This window comes from Paenibacillus sp. J31P190, from assembly GCF_059692075.1.
Window position 1 is genome coordinate 1 of sequence record NZ_JCAUAS010000048.1, and the last position, 21971, is coordinate 21971.

The 21971-nt window shown below is 44.0% G+C and carries 13 protein-coding genes and 2 pseudogenes; 13 read left to right on the forward strand and 2 right to left on the reverse strand.

Annotated elements, in window-relative coordinates:
• The first annotated feature begins 303 nt into the window (after window positions 1-303).
• From AC58U0_RS36045 to AC58U0_RS36090, 10 genes and pseudogenes are all read left to right on the forward strand, one after another.
• Window positions 304-702 (forward strand): hypothetical protein, encoded by a 399-nt coding sequence (locus tag AC58U0_RS36045; protein ID WP_497383497.1) that lies wholly within the window; start codon window positions 304-306, stop codon window positions 700-702.
• Window positions 703-896: 194 nt separating this feature from the next.
• Window positions 897-1712: a DUF5984 family protein gene (locus AC58U0_RS36050; RefSeq protein WP_497383498.1), complete on the forward strand. Its 816-nt coding sequence runs from the start codon at window positions 897-899 to the stop codon at window positions 1710-1712.
• A gap of 199 nt (window positions 1713-1911) precedes the next feature.
• A complete protein-coding gene (locus AC58U0_RS36055; protein ID WP_497383499.1) occupies window positions 1912-2337 on the forward strand; it encodes a hypothetical protein in 426 nt (141 codons plus the stop codon).
• Between the two features lie 389 nt (window positions 2338-2726).
• Window positions 2727-3262, forward strand: a pseudogene (locus tag AC58U0_RS36060) (IS110 family transposase); the annotation flags it as partial.
• 255 nt (window positions 3263-3517) lie between these two features.
• Window positions 3518-9199, forward strand: a complete 5682-nt coding sequence (locus tag AC58U0_RS36065; RefSeq protein ID WP_497383500.1) for a pectinesterase family protein — start codon at window positions 3518-3520, stop codon at window positions 9197-9199.
• Between the two features lie 293 nt (window positions 9200-9492).
• Complete coding sequence (locus AC58U0_RS36070; RefSeq protein WP_497383501.1) at window positions 9493-11799, forward strand: glycoside hydrolase family 95 protein; 2307 nt, start codon at window positions 9493-9495, stop codon at window positions 11797-11799.
• A gap of 146 nt (window positions 11800-11945) precedes the next feature.
• Window positions 11946-12908, forward strand: a complete 963-nt coding sequence (locus AC58U0_RS36075; RefSeq protein WP_497383509.1) for an ABC transporter permease — start codon at window positions 11946-11948, stop codon at window positions 12906-12908.
• Window positions 12909-12923: 15 nt separating this feature from the next.
• Window positions 12924-13802 (forward strand): carbohydrate ABC transporter permease, encoded by an 879-nt coding sequence (locus AC58U0_RS36080; RefSeq protein ID WP_497383502.1) that lies wholly within the window; start codon window positions 12924-12926, stop codon window positions 13800-13802.
• Window positions 13803-13841: 39 nt separating this feature from the next.
• Complete coding sequence (locus AC58U0_RS36085; RefSeq protein ID WP_497383503.1) at window positions 13842-15437, forward strand: type 2 periplasmic-binding domain-containing protein; 1596 nt, start codon at window positions 13842-13844, stop codon at window positions 15435-15437.
• A gap of 133 nt (window positions 15438-15570) precedes the next feature.
• Window positions 15571-17838, forward strand: coding sequence for a helix-turn-helix domain-containing protein (locus AC58U0_RS36090; protein WP_497383504.1), 2268 nt, complete (start codon window positions 15571-15573; stop codon window positions 17836-17838).
• A gap of 130 nt (window positions 17839-17968) precedes the next feature.
• On the opposite strand, the gene AC58U0_RS36095 is transcribed toward AC58U0_RS36090, so the two are convergent.
• Entirely contained in the window at window positions 17969-18238 is a 270-nt protein-coding gene (locus tag AC58U0_RS36095; protein ID WP_497383505.1) for a helix-turn-helix domain-containing protein, read from the reverse strand.
• A 341-nt stretch (window positions 18239-18579) separates the two neighbouring features.
• Between AC58U0_RS36095 and AC58U0_RS36100 the strand changes: the two genes are divergently transcribed.
• The 3 genes from AC58U0_RS36100 to AC58U0_RS36110 all read left to right on the forward strand — a co-directional run bounded on the left by AC58U0_RS36100 (window position 18580) and on the right by AC58U0_RS36110 (window position 20914).
• A complete protein-coding gene (locus tag AC58U0_RS36100; protein ID WP_497383506.1) occupies window positions 18580-18810 on the forward strand; it encodes a hypothetical protein in 231 nt (76 codons plus the stop codon).
• 155 nt (window positions 18811-18965) lie between these two features.
• Window positions 18966-19478 carry a histidine phosphatase family protein gene (locus AC58U0_RS36105; protein WP_497383507.1) on the forward strand — a complete coding sequence of 171 codons (513 nt, stop codon included), beginning with the start codon at window positions 18966-18968 and terminating at the stop codon, window positions 19476-19478.
• A gap of 950 nt (window positions 19479-20428) precedes the next feature.
• Window positions 20429-20914, forward strand: a complete 486-nt coding sequence (locus AC58U0_RS36110) for a DinB family protein (protein WP_497383508.1) — start codon at window positions 20429-20431, stop codon at window positions 20912-20914.
• 73 nt (window positions 20915-20987) lie between these two features.
• Here AC58U0_RS36110 and AC58U0_RS36115 read toward each other — a convergent pair.
• Window positions 20988-21971, reverse strand: a pseudogene (locus AC58U0_RS36115) (IS3 family transposase); the annotation flags it as partial.

Here is a 21971-nt window from a genome sequence, read left to right on the forward strand (position 1 = left end):
CCTTCTAGATAAGCCAGGACTGCTTCTAGTTTCTCCTCGGTTGAGTATTTAGCCAAAAAAACTGCACCTCCAATTGTTAGACTGTGTCTAACAATTGGGGTGCAGTTCACAAGGGCAGCTCCTTTTTGATGTTCGTTAAGCTAAAGGGCAGGATATTTACAAAGGCTGACAAAGAAACACCTTTAATATAGATTCAGTAGAACCGATAACAAAGGTAGATACAACTGCTGATGATCAGGAGATAATCATCCTCACATTAGCCCGTATCGTGTAGATATTAAAAATATGGGAGATACATATACCATGAGTGGTTACACTGGAATCAAATTAATCGATCCTACTAAGAGAATAAAGCAACATGAACTCACGAAAGAACTTTGGCAGAAATTACGTGAACTGGGTATAAAAACAGGGGATAAAGGGATAATCAATGGAATTTTCTACTCAAAATCATATGAGCAAGCTAAGGTATTAAAGGCAAGTTTCAATGATTGGGACGTAAGCATTCAAGAACAAAAAGAGAACTTATCGCAAATAATACAAATTACAACTCCAATAAGCAGATTGAGTATTGAAGCCTTGGTAGAACTAACGGATGTCTTCTTGATAGCCGCTGCGGAGACAGACACAAAGTTTGATGGGCTTGAATTAGAAGTAAATAAAATTAAAAGGTTAAATACCCCTTGGTGGAAATTCTGGTGAGCTATGAAATAATGTGAATCGGATTACTTCTCAGTTCAGCTAACGGAAACGATAGTTCAGGGGGGGGCCTTATAGCGGCTCCTTTTTTGTTTTCGTTGAAGTAAACGGGCAGTTATACTCAATGAGAATTATGCTAATATGGAGATGCTCGGAACCGGAATAATAAGGTAAGAAACTTGTTAGGAGATATCATAATGTTAAAATTTGTGCTTAAAAATCCCTCGGAGATAGCTTCTTGGGGGAAGGAAAATAATCATATACTACACTGGTTTGGATTAACCGACTCTTATTATTGGTTAGACCTTGGAGAAGGAGAGTTATTGCGTTACAGTGTTGAGTTTATTGAGTTCTACAAATTAAATAAAAATCTACCGTACGTTGATTATCAATTCGCTCGAGTATTTTGGGACCTAACCGGTATCATCCGAACTGCTTTGAGTTCGATCCCTGATGGGGTCTTTGATAACATTCGAACATTCGCAAATTTTGAATCATACCTTGATTCATTATCAGACTGGTTAGAACATCAATGGAGCGATAATGACGAAGATTATGATTCCATATACTTACCAGCAAGACAATGGATTGATGACAGGAAACTGGATTTTGGTTACTTAATAGGTGCTCCAAGCATTCATCTTTTTAGGAACAATGACCAGGTTTATATAAGATGGACAGCAGAATATAAAGATTTAAATGGGATAAATATGTGGGAAGTAACAAAGGGAGAGTATATTGTTCAGTTTGAAGAATTCATAAGTGAGCTACAGCAATCTCTGAAAAATTTTGCAATTGCTATGGATACTCAAGTGAAAAGTATACTTGATAATCCTAAAGAAGATGTATTCATTGATAAGAATCAGTTGCTTAAAAACCATGTGGAATTTCTCGAGGAAGTGAAGTCTTATGATAAAATACTGTCGTTTGTTTCAGACCAGACTGACTGGGAAAATGTATTGTCAAAAATTAAAATAATCAGTCAGCCATTAAACTCTAACGGAGAACGATAGTTTATATAACCGCCTTCTCAACAGGCGGTATTTGTTTTGGACAAAATATACAACTAACATTACGGTAACCTTTTAATAAAGGAATGATTGTTATCTGGATTGTTGTAATAGGTTGTAAATGTATGTCCTGCATAAAATGTGCATATATTTGGAAACATATCATGATGAAAATTGGTAGACTTGGGAGTGATTTATCGCTTTGAAAAAATTATTATTCCTTATTTGCCTAATGTTTGTGATTTCTACACTGCAAAGTGAAAGTGTGATGTCCTATCCAATCGAACCTTACAAGTTAATCCAGACCATTGATTTTTCTTCGCCTGATCCAAATACTATGCATAAAGTGAAACTTTTCGATGCAGTCAACGATTTCCCGCGCGCAATTATTTTGAAAATTGATGGCAAAATAATCGATCGGAAAGGGTATGCGACAAGTAAAATCATGATTGGCGATGTGACAGCCGATAATCAGGATGAGATTTTCTTTTATCAATATGGAACAGGTAGCGCAGGGGAAATGGGGCTAAATGTTTACAGTGTAGTTAATGCTAATTGGAAGCAAATTTTTACTGACCCACTTATAACAACTTACAGGATTACGAACGAATTAAGAGTGAATATTTAGAAGGAAAAAGCCTCCGGTTTTATGACAAAATAACTGGAATGACTGGCATTCTTGACATGACAGGATTTCTTTTTTCAGAAGAACAACTGCAAAAAATGAAATTTCAGTTGGATCCGATAGCTGAATATGTCATTCATAATGAAAACATCGGTTGTATAATCGAAGCGGTACAATGGAATTTTGCTTTTTCCCATCCAATCTCGGGTTTGTCTGCGAAAAAGTATCTGTGAACTTAGCCTGTGAAAGTTTTATATGTAGTATATCGATTTTGTTAAGCTAATCATTCCTGTAATGACTAAGATTTGGACTTTGTCAAAAAAGGTGCGCCTCGGTATGATGGGTTTGTGCACGGGTTAGAAACCCAATACCATCAAGGAGGCGCTCTTACTATGAAGTTTAAACAAAACGATGGACAAAATCAACGTATTGAACGAATTACCACCTCTCATCTGTAGTTGGTATCGACATGGCGAAGGAAATTCATGTCGCGCAGGCTACTAACTTTCGGGGTATCGTTCTTGCCAAGCGACATCTATCATTTACAAACGACTTAGAAGGGTTCGAAAGATTACAACGTTGGATGGATGAATTGCAACAGAAGCACCGATTGAATACCCTAATCATCGGTATGGAGCCAACCGGACACTACTGGTTTAACCTGGCTAATTGGCTTGCTGACAAAGGAATAAACGTTGTCATGTTGAATCCTGCTACCACTAAACGAAATAAGGAGAACCGCGATAATTGTCCGTCCAAGAGTGATCCTAAGGATGCCCTTGTCATCGCAGACGTCGTCTGTCGAGGCTATTACTATGAATACACAAGACAGACTACTGTCTTTCAAAGGCTGCGGACGATGATGAGTGACCGGGAATTTTGGGTGACGAGGTTCCCCGAGTATACCTCGGTATTCAAAGACGCTACTTGGTGACACGTCGAATTTATCGATTCTGCTGCTGTCAAGCGATGCGAATCATAATAAAATTGGCATATAAATTGTGTGCATTGATGGAAATTTACCCAACTGTTACAGTAATTAGGCAAACCATCTATGATTAACTCAGCAGCTTAAACAGTCTTTCATTTTATTGTAGAAAGGGGAACAAGAGGTAAAGTAAATTGGAGATTGTATGTTTGAAAGCGTTTCAAAAATGAATCGATTTTGAAGGAGGATATCCGAATGAAGAAATGGGTTTCTCAAATCGTTGCTGCGGCTATGCTTTCGTCCTGCTTCCTTCCGAGCGGCGCTTATGCTGAATCGGTGCCCAGCCTGGGCACGCCAGCATTTCCCAGTGCGGAAGGCGGAGGGAAATTCACTACAGGAGGTCGCGCAGGAGAGGTTTACGAGGTTAATACTCTTGCCGATTCCGGTCCCGGTTCTTTGCGGGATGCCGTAAGCAGCAGCAACAGGATGATTGTTTTTAAGGTAGGCGGTACGGTTCATCTGGAGTCTCCGTTGAAGATTACCGGTTCCAATCTGACGATTGCCGGTCAAACCGCGCCGGGTGAGGGAATTACCATTTCCGATTACCCTACGACATTCGATGCCAGCAATCTGATCATCCGATACATGCGTTTTCGATTAGGGGATCTCATACCTACTGAGGCGGATGCTTTCGGAGGGCGGTATCAAAAAAACATCATGATAGATCACTGCTCCTTCAGTTGGTCGGTGGATGAGGTTATGAGTAATTATAATAATGAGAATGTGACCGTTCAATGGTCCATCATTTCTGAGGCCATGCATTTGAGCCGTCATGTTAAAGGAAAGCACGGATATGGCGGGATATGGGGCGGCAAGAACACAAGCTATCATCATAATCTGATTGCTCACAATTCCAGCAGAAATCCGGCGTTCGACAGTACAGTAGGAAATTATCACGACTTCCGAAATAATGTGGTCTATAACTGGGGCTATTTTTCTTCGTATGGGGGGAAAGGGGCTTCCACCAATTTGATTAATAATTACTATAAGCCAGGACCGGACACGGAAAATATACGTTTCCTCAATGCGGAAACCAACGGAAGCTATTATATTGCCGGTAATCACATGGAAGGATATCCGAGTCTGACAGCGGATAACTGGTCGGGTGTATTTACCTACCCTGATTACAAAATGTTGGATAATCCAGTTTCGTTCGATTCCAATCCGATTACAACGGAATCCGCTGTAGATGCTTATCCATCAGTTCTTGCCGGTACAGGCGCCATTTTACCGAGAAGAGATGCGATCGACGCAAGAATTGTAAACGATGTTAAGAACGGTACGGGAAGACATTTGAATTCCCAAAATGAGGTCGGCGGTTATCCGGAATTTGAAGAAGTAGTATCTGAATTAGCAGATAATGACCGTGACGGCATGCCTGATGACTGGGAAAGGCAGCAGGGCTTGAACCCGAAAGATGCTGCAGATGGCCGTATTGTCACACAAGAGGGCTTCACCAATCTTGAGCTATACTTGAATTCCATTACAACGAGTGGGTCGAACAATCCGAACGCAGTCATTACCTCCCCTCAGAACAATGCGATCCTGCCTGAAGGCTCTAAGGTTAGTGTTGAGGTGGATGCTTCCGACAGCGACGGGACGGTCTCCAAAGTGGAATTTTACAATAACGGTGTGAAATTGGGCGAGGATTTGACCGCTCCGTACAGTTATGATTGGAATGATGTACCTGATGGAACGCACTATTTGATAGCCAAAGCGGTAGATACTACCGGGACTGCTACTCAATCGACGAATGTAGTCATTCATGCGAACCGTATGGGAAGTATTGCTCCTTGGACAGCGGTTGACGTGGGAACACCAGGGATTCCGGGGCACACGCAGCTTGGTGAGACGCCGGACAGCATTACGGTTAAGTCGGCCGGGGATATCGAAGGGACAAAGGACGCTTTCCAATTCGCTTATCAACAAATGAGCGGAGATGTGGAGGTTGTCACCAAGGTGGAAAGCGTAACCGCTACGGATGAAGGCGCGGAAGCGGGGATTATGTTTCGAGAGAGTCTTAGCGAATCCTCCCCATTTGCAGCAATCGTTATTCCTTATATGAAGCCAGGTAAGAGGGGCGTAACCTTAAGCCGTGCTGCAGAAGGAGGCGAGGTTGCCCAGGTGATTCCGGATGAGCAATTTCAGCTTCCTTATTGGGCTAAACTAGTACGTATGGGTGATCAGATAACATCTTTTGTTTCCCCGGACGGAGTAAATTGGAACAGTGTCGGAACCGTTCAAATTCCATTGCCCGACACGTTTTATGCAGGACTGGTCGCCGATGCGTCAAAAGCAAATAATAGCATTGAAAAATATAACGCCTCCGTTTTCTCAAATGTTAGCGTGACTCAGACTAGCCAACATTCACCGTCACCACCGGCGAATGTTAAGGCTGTACCCGGAAATAAGCAGGTTACGCTCTCGTGGGACGTAGTCAATACAGCGGTAAGCTATACCGTAAAGGCAAGCCAATTCCCAGCGGGTCCTTATACTCCGGTGGCGTCTGGAATAACTGAGCCGTCTTACACGCATCCAGATCTTACGCCAGGTATCCTCTACTATTATATTATTACTGCGGTAAATGCTAACGGTGAAAGCTTGCCTTCGAGCGAAGTCAGTGCAGTTCCAACAGCTGCGCCGGGAACGGTTTATTATGTCAATGACGATTATGAGAATATAAGTATCGGATCAATGCCCGAAGGATATGTCGTTTCGCCGAATCCGCAGGATGCCAATCATACGGTGACAGTACAGGAACAGCCTGCTGGTACGACGGGTAATCCGTCCTCTAAAGTTCTGAAAATATACGATAATGCACCAGGCAGCACACAACTTGTACGGAACTTTTCCAAGCAAATGAGTACGGTTGTGTTTGAATTGGACTATATGTCACCCTCACATCCAGGAACATCCATTGTGCTTCAAGTCAAGGATGGCCAAGGCACGAAGACACCGATCTCGATCGAGCTCCGCAAGCCGGCGCTGCCTGCGGCAGAAGATAACTATACGTTGACCTACAAAAATAAAAACAGCCAAGACGTAAAGCTGATGGACCCGCCTGCAGTCAATCGCTGGTACAATCTTAAGGTTGTTGCCAATGTAGCGGCAAATAAAATGGATATTTATATTGATAACGTCCTTGCCGCCAAAGATGTTGATCTTAAAGACGATATGAGTACGCTTGGACTGGGTAGCGTCGTCGTAGGCAGAACACCAGGAACGGGGAAGGGTACCATGTACTTGGATAACTTTAAAATATATGTCGAGCCGGTAGCGTCCCCCAAAGGCTTGACTGCCCTGCCTGGGAACGGCAAGGTTCAAGTGAATTGGACGCTGACTCAAGGAGCGCTTGCCTACAACGTGAAACGGGGTACGACAAGCGGCGGACCTTATGAAACGATTGCATCGGGCATCACAACTACTGGCTTTACAGACTCCTCTGTAATCAACAATACAACCTATTATTATGTAGTTACTGCAATGGGAGAATCGGGAGAAAGTGGCAGCTCGAATGAAGTGAATGTGACTCCTTCAGAGAATGCGATAAAGCCGGAAGCCCCATCCGAGCTTGTGAGTATAGCAAGAAACACGCAGGCGGACCTTACTTGGGTGTCTGTTGCTAATGCTACTTCCTACACGATTAAGAGGAGCGAGCTTCCTGAAGGGCCTTTCACTGTAGTAAAAAATAATGTAATCGGCTCCTCTTATCGCGACACCGCTTTGGTTAATGGAAAGCTCTATTATTATACGGTATCGGCCACAAGCGTTTCAGGAGAAGGTGAAAATTCGACGGTCGTAAGCGCCCGTCCCACAGCACCGTTGCAAGCGCCTGTGGGCCTTACCGCAATAGCTGGGGACACGCAAAGCACGATTAAATGGCTGCCATCTGATGGAGCGCAAAAATACGCGGTGAAGCGCAGCGCCGTGGCCGGCGGTCCTTATACGCTCGTCGCCGATAATTTGACTGGCACCAGCTTTATTGACGGCGGACTTTCCAACGGCACCGCATATTACTATGTGGTATCTGCAAGCAACAATAACGCATCGAGTGCTAATTCCGCATCGGTAAGAATCATTCCGATCCCAGCCGGCAGCCCGAAAGCTCCGGAAGAAATCCAGATTGTCGAAGGCAATCAAGCGGTGAATCTTGAATGGACGGTCGTTCCCGAGGCGACCTCCTATCACGTGAAACGGGCAACCTCTATAACCGGTCCCTTTACCACCGTTGCTTCCCGTGTTGAGAAACCTGTATTCAGGGATACGTCGGTTACGAACGGTACCACCTATTATTATTCGATAAGCTCGGTCAGCTCGTATGGCGAGGGCATCCCATCTTTTCCGAAAGCAGCCACACCAGCAATCGTTATCGTGGTGGCGAAGGACGGGAGCGGCGCCTTTACCTCCGTTCAGGCTGCGGTCGATTCGATACCGGCAGGCAATACCGAACGAAAGATCATTTATGTCCGCAATGGCACTTACGAGGAGCAGGTGACGGTTCCGGCTACGAAGAATGCCATCAGCTTTATAGGAGAAAGTAAAGAAAACACGATCATTACGTATACGAACATCACAGGTACGGGTTACAACGAACGGGCAACCGCCGTTGAATCCAATGATTTCATCGCGGAGAATATTACATTCGCTAATGGTGCGGGCCCAACAGGCGTTGCCGTCGCTTTGGATCTTAAGGGAGACCGGGCTTATTTGAATCAGGTTCGGCTGCTCGGCTATCAGGATACTTTGTTTACGAATGCGACCGGCAAACGTCTCTATGTAAAGGACAGCTATATCGAGGGTGCTGTAGACTTCATTTATGGCCCCTCCATCGCAGTATTTGACAATTGCATTATTCATAATAAACGCACAGGCGGTTATGTAACTGCCGCAAGCACACCGGAGAATCAAAAATACGGATATTTGTTTATTAACAGCAAGCTTACCGCCGACCCGGAAGTAAGCAATATGTATCTGGGCAGACCATGGAGGCCTTTCGCGCATACGGTATTTATGAATACTTACATGGATGACATCATTCACCCGGCCGGTTGGAATAATTGGGGCAGACCTGATAATGAAAAAACGGCAAGGTATTACGAGTTCAATAATTTCGGTCCCGGTGCAGACCCGACAGCCAGAGCGAATTGGTCCAAGCAGCTGACGCCTGAAGAGGCGAATGAGTATACGGTTCCGCTAATGATGTCTGGTAAGGACGGTTGGGATCCGACAATGATTGGGAACAGGATTCCTATGGATATTACTGCTACGCTGACAACCGACGATGCGCCGAAGAACTGGGTGAACCATGATGTTAAAGTGACGTTCACGCCGACTGATCAAGGCTCCGGTGTGGCCGCCACATACTATAGGTTGAACGGCGGCGAGCAGCAAGAAGGGACTGATGTGAACATATCGGCAGAAGGCGTGCATACTCTCACATATTGGAGTATTGATAAAGCCGGTAATGCGGAGGAGCAGCAAATAGCTGTCATTCAAATCGATAAGACTGCTCCAACTCTTACAGTTGTCATGGATAAGAATGTGCTTTGGCCGGCAAATCATAAGCTTGTTACGGTAAATGCTTCTGTATATGCGGAGGACCTCCTTTCCCAGGTCGATTCGGTAGTGTTAACCTCCATAACCAGCAGTGAGCAGAGGGAAGACGGTAGCGGGATAGAATCAAAAGAAGACGACATCGTAGGTGCTAATTACGGTACTCTGGATACGGAATTCATGCTGCGTGCGGAAAGATCGGATAAAGGTGCGGGACGTGTATATACGATCACTTACACAGCAACCGACCGAGCCGGTAATGTAAACTCAGCTTCAACCATGGTCACCGTTCCGCATGATTCAGGCGGCAGACATGATGATTAACGGTTAATCAAGAAGGGCATTCCCATGGGGTATTTCCAGGGAATGTCCTTTCTTTCTGACTTCGACTTTCCTTTGAAAAGTACTTATAAATTCTGCATATAAATCTTGTTTATTGTGACTTCTTCCGCATAGTGGTAAAGTCGCTGTGCACCGAAGCATGACTTGGCAGTAAAAGGGGGGAACGTTGAACCAGTAGCTGTCTTTTTTATTTCGAATTCAGGTAGAGCAGGGGAACCTGCTTCTTTTCGTTTTGTACGGTGTCTAATATTTAACCATAGAAAGAGGGGAATGTCATGACATTAAAATCGGAAACTATGATGTGGTATGAAGCTCCTGCACGAAATTGGGATGAAGCATTACCGGTAGGGAACGGCCGGCTTGGAGGTATGGTTTTTGGAACGGTTATGCAAGAGAAAATTCAATTCAACGAGGATTCCATTTGGTCCGGCGGTCCGAGAGACCGCAACAATCCCGATGCATTGGACAACCTCCCGACCCTTCGCAAGCTCATGTTTGAAGGAAAACTGAAAGACGCGCATCAGCTGGCGGAAGCCGCTTTTTCCGGGACACCATGTAGCCAAAGACATTATATGACGGCCGGTGATCTGATGATCCGGTTCGACCACCCCGAAGGAGAGCTTGGCGAGTATCGAAGAGAATTGGATTTGGAACGTGCGATTGCGGTAACCACTTACAAGTATGGAGATGTAACCTTTCGCCGTGAGGTGTTCTGCAGTTATCCTGATCAGGTGATGGTTATCCGATTAGAAGCGGATCGTCCAGGCGCACTGACCTTTACTTCGAGGTTTGAACGGAAAAAAGGCAAATATATGGATGTATCGTATCGCTGCGGTACGGATATGGTAGTCATGTCCAACCCTTGTGGCGGCATAGATGAAGGTAGATATACGGCCGCTGTCAAGGCCATTCCTACCGGAGGGAAGGTTCGGGCATTAGGTGAACATCTCATTGTGCAGCAGGCTGATCAAGTTACGATCTTACTTGCCGTTGCCACCACCTATCGATTTCCGGAGCCGACTACACATTGTTATGACTTGCTGGAAAAAGCAGCAGTCGAGTCGTACAGTAGCTTGAAGGAAAAACATATCGCGGACTACCAACGATTGTTCCAAAAAGTGAGACTTGAGCTCGATGAAACCTCCGATGGGGACCGCCGATTATTGCCCGTTTCACAACGCTTAGAGCTTGTACAACAGGGGGTGGATGATGCCGGCTTGTACACGCTATATTTTCACTTCGGAAGATACTTGCTTGTTTCCTGCAGTAGGCCAGGGTCATTGCCGGCCAATCTGCAAGGCATCTGGAACGACTCCATGTCGCCTCCGTGGGACAGCAAATATACGATCAATATTAATACACAGATGAATTATTGGCCTGCGGAAACATGTAATTTGGCTGAGTGCCACGAGCCTTTGTTTGAGCTTATTGAGCGAATGAAAGAAAATGGCACGATAACGGCAAAGAAGATGTACGGATGTAGAGGCTTTGTCGCCCATCATAATACAGATATTTGGGCAGATACGGTGCCTCAGGATATATATCCTCCTGCGACTCAATGGGTGATGGGGGGAGCTTGGCTGACGCTTCATCTTTGGGGACACTACCAATTTAACCCAAACGAGTCGTTCTTGCAAAGAGCTTATGATACGATGAAGGAGGCAGCCCTGTTCTTTATGGATTTTTTGGTGGAAAGTCCCGAGGGTTATTTAGTAACCAACCCATCTGTTTCGCCTGAGAATCGGTATAAATTGCCAAACGGTGAAACCGGTACGCTATGCTATGGACCTTCTATGGATACGCAAATATTGATTGAGCTGCTCGAAGCTTGTATGAATGCAAGTATGCAGCTTAACACGGATGAAGAACTGCGAAGAGAGTGGGAATCCATCAAGAGCAGATTGCCGGTTATGAAAATAGGTAAACACGGACAGCTGCAAGAATGGCTGGCGGATTACGACGAAATGGACCCGGGCCACCGCCATATTTCCCATTTGTTCGGATTGCATCCAGGCTCGACGATCAGCCCGGGCTTGACGCCGGAACTGGCAGAAGGGGCCAGGGTCGCATTAAATCGACGATTGGACAACGGAGGCGGGCATACAGGCTGGAGCCGTGCCTGGATTATCAATTTCTGGGCGCGTTTGTTAGATGGCGAACAGGCCTATGTTCACACCAAGGAATTGTTGCGGAAATCCACACTTCCCAATTTATTCGATAATCATCCGCCATTTCAGATTGATGGCAATTTTGGTGCCGTGGCTGGAATCGCCGAGATGCTGCTGCAAAGTCATTTAGGATACATTCATTTGCTGCCGGCTTTGCCTAGTATATGGGCATCGGGATGTGTAACCGGCTTACGGGCAAGAGGCGGGTTTGTTATTAATATCAAATGGGCGGATCACAAGCTTATTGAAGCGTCAGTAAGATCTGAGTGTGGGAGCAGGTTCTGCATGTTAACAAAGCAAAAAGTGCGATTCGTTGAATCAGGCGGGAAACAGCTCCAAGTGGAGCAGAATGGGAATTATATTGAATTTCCTACTTGTAAAGGCGAAGTATACACCATAGTTACATGGATATGATAGCAGGGCAATCTCCCGCTGATTCATTGATCGTTGACTTATAAATACTGCACATAAGTATTGGGCATTGAAATCGCTTTCCTCTGGGTGCTATATTCGGCTTGCAACCAATAACACCCAGAGGAGGTGAATGAATCATGACTGAAATGAATCTATCCGTCAAATCAAAGCGTGGTTGGGGACCGGCCGCCTCATTAACCCAATATTTTGCTATGCTTCGCAAGGATTTCAAGAAAAATAAATACCTTTACTTCTTGGGCCTATTCGGCGTTGCGTATTACATCATTTTTAGCTACATTCCTATGTATGGTGTTATTATCGCATTCAAGAATTACTCGCCGGTTAAGGGGATTATAGGAAGCTCTTGGGTTGGCTTGCTTCATTTTACAGAGTTTTTTCAAAGCTTCTACTTCTGGAGATTGCTTAGGAACACATTTCTAATTAATATTTATGAGTTACTTTTTGCTTTTCCCGCCCCTATAATCTTGGCCTTGTTATTGAATGAGGTAAGGCACGCTTATTTCAAGCGAGTTGTGCAAACGGTTACATATTTGCCGCATTTTGTGTCCATTGTTGTAATCTGCGGGATGATCGTGGATTTTTCCAGAAAGGCGGGTTTGTTTAATATAATCCTGGGGTGGCTCGGGGGGGAATCCCAGAATCTGTTGCTCGATCCATCGCTTTTCCGAACCATTTTCATTGGCTCAGGGATTTGGCAAGGAATCGGATGGGGTTCAATCATTTATCTCGCGGCCTTAACGGGAATTGACTCTCAGTTGTATGATGCAGCCACTGTGGATGGGGCGAACCGATGGAAGCAGATGCTTCATGTGACTTTACCAGGTATTATGCCGACGATTATTATTTTGTTAATACTTCGTATTGGCGGTATGATGGATGTCGGGTTTGAGAAAATCATTCTGCTTTACAATTCCCAAACCTATGAGACGGCGGATGTCATATCGAGTTTTGTATACCGGCGGGGTCTGTTGGAAGCAGATTATAGCTACAGCACTGCAGTCAACCTGTTTAATTCGATCGTTAACTTTATCTTGCTTATTTTGGCTAATCGAATTAGCAGGAAGGTCAATGAAACAAGTCTATGGTAAGGAAGGAGGGGCTGTATGATCAAACGCAGCTTGGGTGACAAAATATTTGACACGTGCAATATCCTGTTATTGTGTGCCTTGATGATCGTAACGCTATACCCCTTTCTTTATGTGGTCTTTGCTTCATTGAGCACACCGTCCGAGCTGGTAAAGCACAGCGGGATTTTGTGGAAACCGCAAGGCTTCTTTACGGAAGCGTATAAGCTTGTTCTAAAGAATCCCATGATCATTAGCGGATATAAGAATACAATCATCTATGTCGTGGTCGGCACGACGCTTAATGTGATTTTCACTGCGTTGTTTGCTTTTGTATTGTCCAGAAGGGATATGTACTGGAAAAAGTATATGATGATGATGGTTGTCGTAACCATGTTCTTTAGCGGAGGACTCATTCCAGGCTATATTGTTGTAAAGAGCCTGGGGATGCTGGATACTCGCTGGGCTTTAATCATACCCGGTTTAATTGCAACCTGGAACCTGATCATCATGCGGACTTCCTTCCAAGCGATACCCTATGAGCTGGAAGAGGCCGCCAAAATCGACGGCGCTTCCGATCTTCGGGTGTTTGTCCAAATCATCCTTCCCTTATCGATTCCGCTGTTGGCTGTGATGGTGCTGTTCTATGGGGTAGGTCATTGGAATTCATGGACAGGTGCTCTCATCTATTTGCGGGATCGGGAGCTCTTTCCCTTACAGCTAGTACTAAGGGAAATCCTAATTCAAAACAGCACTGCCGATACAACCAACCTGTCTACAACAACAGGGGACCCGTTCCTTGGAGAAGTGGTGAAATATGCCACCATTATCGTAGCTACATTACCGATTTTAATCTTATACCCGTTCATTCAGAAATACTTTACCAAAGGTGTCATGGTCGGTGCGCTTAAAGGATAATAGGATGTCATTTAAAACCAAACAATGGGGGGATTCGACGTGGGTACGAAAACATATCGTAAGGCATCATTAACTGCCCTAATGGCAATGTCGGTAATCGCCGGATGCAGTGAATCATCCGAGCAACCTGCGAGTAGCAAGGAGGCTGCCGACACATCCCCAAAGAAAGTAAGCTTTCTTTGGAACGGTAAATTCAGCAGTAAAATACCCGAGCTTAAAGGGTACGGCGATGTGGAAGCCTATAAAGAAATTCAGAAACGAACCAACATTAACATCGAATTTCAAGACAATGATACAAGCAGCTTGTCTCAATTTAATATTATGTTGGCTTCCGGTACATATCCAGATATTATATACGTACCGGGCAGCTATCCGGGCGGGGTAGCCAAGCTGATCGAAGATGGAGTCGCGATTCGCTTGAACGAGCTGATTGATCAGTATGCTCCTAATTATAAGAAACTGCTGGACGAACATCCCGAGATCAAAAAGCAGGTTATGCTGGATGACGGCACAATCGCCAAGTTTCCGCAGGTTAATCTGGATCTGAGGCGAAACGCATGGAGCGGAACGATGATCCGGCAGGATTGGTTGGATAAAGCAGGACTAAAAATGCCCACGACCATTGATGAATGGTATACGGCTTTAAAGGCATTCAAAGATAACGATATGAATGGAAACGGTAAAAAGGATGACGAGATTCCCTTAGGGGATCAAAACGGTATGGGGAGCATTACCTCTTTCAGTACAGCGTATGGACTTCTGACCACGTTTCAGGTCCACCCGACGACCGGAAAAGTTACATATGGTCCTTATGAGCCCGCTTTTAAGAATTACCTTGCAACGATGCGAAAATGGTATGAAGAAGGGCTCATTGACAGTGAGTTTGCCGCCACCGACAAAAAAGGCTTTGAAGCGAAGTTCTCAAATAACATCGTTGGCGCCTATGGCGGCACCATCACCGGGATCAATACCTACAAGAACCAGCTAAAAGGAAAGGTTCCTGATTTTAAATTAGTCGGTGTTGCACCTCCGATTGGACAGGAAGGCAAATCGTACAGCGGAGCAGCCCAATTGGCCCAATATGTTCCATTGGAAGGCGCCGTTATCAGTTCGCAAGCCAAAGATTTGAAAACGGTTATAAAGCTTCTCGATTTCATGATCAGTCCGGAAGGCAGCGATCTTCAGAATTGGGGAATCGAAGGCAAGAGCTATGTCGTAGAGAACGGCAAGAAGAAATTTACAGATGAGATTATGAAGAACCCGACTTATGAGTCGCGGACAGCGGTAATGCGGTATGCCTACCCAACCTCCGGCATGGTTAAGGTCATGAGTTACGACGCATGGGCGGCTTTCGAGCTGCAATATCCTGAAGCAGGCGAAGCTAACGAGAGATGGTTTAACGCGGACAAGAGCCTCCTTCTTCCTCCGCTTCTGTTCAAAGGAGAGGAGAGCCAGGAAATAAGTAAAATTATGAGTGAAGTAGACACCTATATGAAGGAAATGCTATTGAAGTTCATCATGGGCAATGAATCTCTAGACAACTTCGCTGCGTACACGAATACTTTAAAGAAGATGAATATCGAAAGAGCGATTGAGATCCATCAAGCGGCATACGACCGATATCAAAAAAGATAAACAGCGATGAACGGCTCCGCCTTCAAAAAGGACGGAAAGTTAAAAAAAAAATATTCACTGCTAAAAGAAACAGGTTGGATGCGGGTCCCGTTTCCAACCTGTACCCAATTGACGGTTTCGAGGGGGATTGAAGATGCGGGCCAAGGCGTACCGTTTCTTTATTAAGTATCTAGCATCCTATTTGGTCATACTTATGATTCCCATCACAGTATTGACGCTCGTCGTCAACAACGTGTTCGTTAATAAACTGCAGGAAGAGGTGATCTCCGGGAATTTAAACAGCCTGGACAAAGTACGATATTCAATGGATGACCAACTAAAGTGGATTGAAGACATGACCCGTCAACTGCTGACGGATGATAACAGTCTTACTCAATACCGGATATCCGATCACTGGGGATACAAATCGTGGGGAATTACACGGGAACTTAAGCGCTTTCAAAGACTAAGCCCCTTTATACATGAGATCTGGCTCTATTATAAAGATGAAAACTCTGTGTTTACCAGCAGCGGAGTGTATACCATTCCTGTGCTGGCCAAGCAAATATATAAATTTGATGATCTTTCGGAGACACAACTAATTAACAATCTTAATGCTTTAGTAAAGCCTGCAGTACTTCCGCCGAGAACAGATGAAAAATCTGGGAAAAGCTACTTGCGGATGTTCGTCCCACTGTATCCGAATCAAAAGCAATCGTACGGGGCACTGGTTTACCTTATCGAGGAAAATGCGATTCACCGGCTCATGTCAGCTTATAATACCGCGGTGGGATCTACGTGGATTTTTGACCAGAGCAATCAGTTGGTCACAGGATTAGCTGCCAAGGAAGGGCCTTCGAATCTATCCATATCTAACTTGGTCAATCAATCGTCACTGAATGACTATCAGAAGGTTATTATTGAAGGAAAACAATATTATTTGTTCTACATGGAATCTAAACAATCCGGTTGGAAGTATGCCTCATTGCTTCCTGTCAATCAGGTTCTTCAGAAGGTTGAACAAGCCCAGACCTGGTACATATATGGCATTGCTGTCTTGCTGCTGCTTGGGGCTGGCTTGATCTACATAAGTATGATTATGAACTATAAGCCGATCCATCAGCTTCGTATGGACAGTATTCGGGTCCTGACCCATGGGGATAGGAACCTTAACGAGTTGGATACGGTTCGTAATATTCTTAACCAGCTAGCTCTCCATAACAAAGTATTGGATGAGAAAGTAAAACATCAAGCATTTGGAGCAAGAACTCACCTATTACTGTCCATGCTTAAAGGAGATTACAACGATTTAGAGGAAATTTTGGAGTATGGGCAGGAAATCGGGTTCTCGATTGCAAGTAAAACGATGAGAGTTGCGATAGCCGAGCTTCCGACCCATTTGGGAGTGAAACAAACCCCAACCATTGAAGATATGGAACGGTTGTTTCCAAGCCGGTTATTGGCTTACGGCATGAAACATTCCGAGGCTAACAAGTATGTTTTTATCATGCTGACAGATGGGGTAGATTTGGTTGAGATGGAAACTGGTTTGCGGCAATTCCGTGAAACCTTGAACCAATTGGTGAACGTTCCGGTTACAGTTGGTGTAGGATCCCAGGTTGGGATCCCTAATATTCCCCAGTCGTATCTGGAAGCCCAAACCGCTTTAGGCTACCGCTTTGTTCAGGGCGTGAACAGGATCATCAACTATGACCGGGTTCCTATGCGTGCTGATTTTTCGGATGAATATCCCCACGCGGAGATGGAGAAGCTGCAGAGTGCGATACGCGAGGGCAATACAATAAAGATTCAAAGCCAGCTTTCACTACTCGTGTCATATATAAAAGAAAAGCAGCCGCCTCTTATTGTAGCCAGGGGACTGTGCTTCGAAATGATCCGCATGATCAATGGGGTATGGAAGGAGCTTGGATTGCAGGAAGTACACAGCCCGGATCGTTACCCGAATATATTCTCTTTAGAGCGTCTGGAGACTATCGATGAGTTTGAAAATTTGATCAATGCTCTGAGCATTGATCTATGTGACGCTTTTGAAAATCAACAAGCATTGGAAGCAAAGGGAACGACACTGGATTCACGTTCAATTGATGCGATATTTGCGTACATTCAGGCCCACTTCGATAACTGTGAATTTACGCTCCAAGGCATGGCAGAGCATTTCAGGGTCGCATTGCCTAACCTGGGGCAGTTTTTTAAGGACAGAACGGGCCAGACTTTGCTGGAATATACAACATTTTTAAGAATGGAAAAGGCAAAAATGATCTTAACCTCCACTCCTTTGCAGTTGAAAACCGTTGCCGAGGAAGTAGGCTATTATAATGTTTCCAGCTTTATCCGCAGGTTCAAACAACTGACGGGGGTTACCCCCGGTGAATATCGAGCGAACGGGCCAAGCAATTGCTAAAGGAAAAGGAACGAGTCGTTTTAGGAGGCAGAAACGGGAATTGAACCTGCTCCAGGCTGGAGGTGATACGTTTCTCCTTTGTTTTAAAGCAGTAGTCTATCCAGCTGTTAATAATGGGAATTACTTCAGACTAGCGGTAGCTTTTTCGGTAGTAGCCGGGGGTAACCCTGGATATTTTTTTAAAGGTGACATTGAAATTGGCGGTATGCTCAAAGCCGGTTCTCTGCGAAATGGGCTCTTTGCTCTCTCTGAGCAATCGCTGTGCTTCCCGCAACCGGATGGTTAGCACATACTTTGGAGCATTTACCAAAAGGTGTCTTTCGAGACGGTAGTGGTATGCTGCATTTTGTCTTTGAGCCTCTAATGCACCATAGCTTATCGACCTTCCTCTCCCAGCCATATTATGGTGAGGACCAATCGGAGGTATTATTTGACTTGCAGGCGGACCCTGGTGAGACGACGAATGTTGTGAATGATTCGTGCAGGCAACTTGAGCACTTTCGAGAGAAAAGAAGGTTATATAAGATTGGTTGGATCAATTAAATCACGCTTCGGGCAAGTACCCTCGATCTGCCCGATGTTTGTCTGTTAAATAGTTTCAGCCGGATAACCCTGCACACCTAACCGAATCGTGTCATTAAACTAACGAAAGAACGATAGCAGCACAACAAATAACAGACTATCGGCAACTATAGAGCAGGCTGGGTGTAGACAAATCAGAAACGGGAGAGATAAGGAATATTGAAAAAAAGATTTTCAGTTGGCAAAGCTGAGTGGTCAGATACAAGAGAAGAACAGTATAGAAAAGATAGCCTAGAAATCGCTTTTGGATTTGGCGATACTTTGAAAACTAGTGATGGTACAGTTTATATAATTAAAAAAGATGTTGAGATAGTGATTTCGAAACCCAATAAAGTGAAGACCTTTTGGTACGAGACATGGCTAAAGTTAAAAGAATTCTATGGAGTCTAACACGATTCAACTAACGGATACAATAGTTCAATCAGATATTGGAGCAGACGCCATCACGGCAGTTGCTCCATTTCTCTCTAAGCTAAAGGCAGGTTACTATAATCTGACCGTCGAATATCTCCAATACGTTATTTCAATATTATGGAGATGATTTTTTGAAACTGTATGTTGTGAGACATGGTCAAACAGAATGGAATTATGAAAATAGAGTTTGTGGAGTATCTGATGTCCAGTTAACGGATAAAGGAAAAGAACAAGCAAATGAACTGTCAAAAATAATAAACAATAAGCAAATAGACATCATATTAACTTCACCACTGTCTAGAGCAGTTAAAACAGCTGAAATACTTTCAATTGGCATTAGTAAAGACCTCATTATTGACCACAGACTTATTGAGCAGGACTACGGGGTATTTGAAGGAGATTATCGAGACAATAATAATTTTTTAGAGGCAAAAAGACATTTTTCATGCAAGCTTTCTGGAGGTGAGTCAATTTTACAAGTAGCACAAAGAATTTTTAATCTGCTTGATGAAATCAAAGAAAAGTATCAAAGTCAAAATGTTTTAATTGTAACCCATGGTGGCGTCTGTAGAATAATTAATGCTTATTTTAATGAGCAGACGAACGAAGAATTCTATCATTTTCATATTGGAATTGTGAATTGAAAGAATATCACATTATTGATTAAGCTAACGGAAAAGTATGACAAGTTCTGCTATAAGCGCCAAACAGCGTGAAAATCAGGAGATTACATGAAGTAATCTTAACTTTACAACCGAGGATGGGAATGACGGAACCAAGTATCCCGAAACCATCCCGCCAATACTCCTGCGCGCGTCATGTTTAACAGAACATGAGGTGTGAAGTACAGGTAGATTCGGCAGAACGAAGGCTGGAGCCATTCGAATAGAAAAAGTATGCCAATGGTATGCCGCGCGGCTGAAAAACTGGATATGGTGAGAATGTTCAAACAGACTGAACTGACGCCGAATGTACAGGTCTAAAGTTAGAGCATGTGGAAACATATGCACCATCAAACGATGGGGCGAGCGGCGTAAAGTAAGAATTTTTCCTATGAAATACGCTATGCCGAACAATGGCGGCATGGGTCTCACAGGCTTAGAGGAAGCACCTAAGTCCAGAAAGAATAGCTAGGATGTAAGGGACTTGGAAAGCAAGGGACGTTGCAACAAGTGCTGTTACCCGAAACGGTTGTTATAAGGCGCATGCCGAAATACATTAATCCTTGTGAGGGCAGGGGCACGACTGATGAATCTCCTGTAATGGGAGTGGAGGAACAGCCCCAAGTCTAACTGAAAAGAAAGATTGTTTTCCAAGCGTGAATTGCACCGATCAGGTAGGAACGTGGGGACATCAATGGATGCCACAGTGCAAGCTACTAGGATGACCTAACAGTCCATATCCTAGAGTAACGAGGAACTTATGATTTAGTAAATTCAGTTAGAGGGAACGCCGGATGCCGGGAAACTGGCACGTCCGGTGTGGAGCAGGGGAAAAGCTAGAGATGACTTCAAATGCTTATCTATTTGTTACCGTTAGCTCAACATGAACATTAACAGGCCGCCGCATATCAATAAGAAGGAGTGTGGAAAGTATGTTTCATGTAAAAGATATTTTATCCGATCAGTTATTAGCAAATGCTAATGACCCTAGTTGGTACCTACCATTTTCAGACGCAGTTGAAAATTTGTCAGAGGAAGTAGCGTTTTGGAAACCTAGTGAAGATAGTAATAGTATCGCTGAAATTGTGCAGCATTTACTTTATTGGAATGAAACTTGGCAAACTAGATACCAGAAATCTCATGTCAATGCTGTGCCTTCCATAGGAAATAATAATAAAAGTTTTATAGTTCCCAAAGATCAAAATTTCACTGACTTAAATGAACGATTATTAGAGGTGCTTTTAAAATGGCAAGATCTACTTACTGAAGAAAAAGTCGAAAGTGATGTGAATGGTTTCCCAATGGCTGCCAAGTGGTGGGAGATACTCGGAAATGTGTCAACTCATAATGCATATCACATTGGTCAAATCTGTTACATTCGGAAGCTACAAAAGGGCTGGAGAGTAGATGCAAACTAAGAAAAATTACCTAGAATAATTAGTGAAGGAGCTTGCAACGTGAAGTGACCCCAAAAAGTTAGACAGTATATAGTTAGGCTGCCTTTAGCGCATGAGTTCGGTACTGTACCGGGCTCATACCTTTTAGTTTTGCCTTTATTCGTTTATGGTTGTAATAGTGGATATATTGATCAAGTTCTACTTTGAATTGCTCAATGCTATCATATTCTTCTATATATAAAAACTCGGATTTTAGGATCCCAAAGAAATTCTCCATAACAGCATTGTCGTAACAGTTCCCTTTACGTGACATGCTTTGTGTTATGCCTTGTTCCTTCAATGACTGCTGGTATGGGGGCATTTGGTAATGCCAGCCCTGATCAGAATGAATCAATAAGGTGTCATCGTTAGTCTTACGTTTCAGGGCTTGATCCAACATGCCAGAGACAAGCGTATAGATTGGACGTGAATCAACGGTGTAGGTAATGATTTCCCCGTTAAACAAGTCAAGAATGGGTGACAGGTATAGCTTCTCTCCGAACAATTTGAACTCCGTAATATCTGTAACCCACTTCTCATTTGGTCTTGTAGCGTTGAAATTTCGTTCTAGGATTTTTGGCGCAATTTTACCAACTGTTCCTTTATACGAGCGATATTTTTTCATGCGAACGATGCATTTTAAGCCAAGCTCACGCATGATGCGCTGCACCTTTTTATGGTTCACTAAGTGGCCTTCATTGTGTAGCGCGTCTGTAATACGACGATATCCATAACGGCCTTTATGCTCATGATAGACCGCTAAAATACGGGATTTTAAGCCCGTATCTTTGTCTGGACAATCCATTGTACTTACCCAGTAATAGTACGTACTACGTGGAATCTGAGCCAGCTGCAGTAATGAAGTAATGGGGTATTCTAGCCTTAGTTCAAATACTACTTGCGCTTTGTCTTGCTTTGTAACTTTTCTTTGCTTTGAACTAAGGCATTCAACTTTTTTAAGTAGGCGTTCTCCATTCGTAAACGTTCTACTTCCGCCTGTAAAGCCTCAGTTGAGCCTTCAACTGGAGTTGGTTTCTTT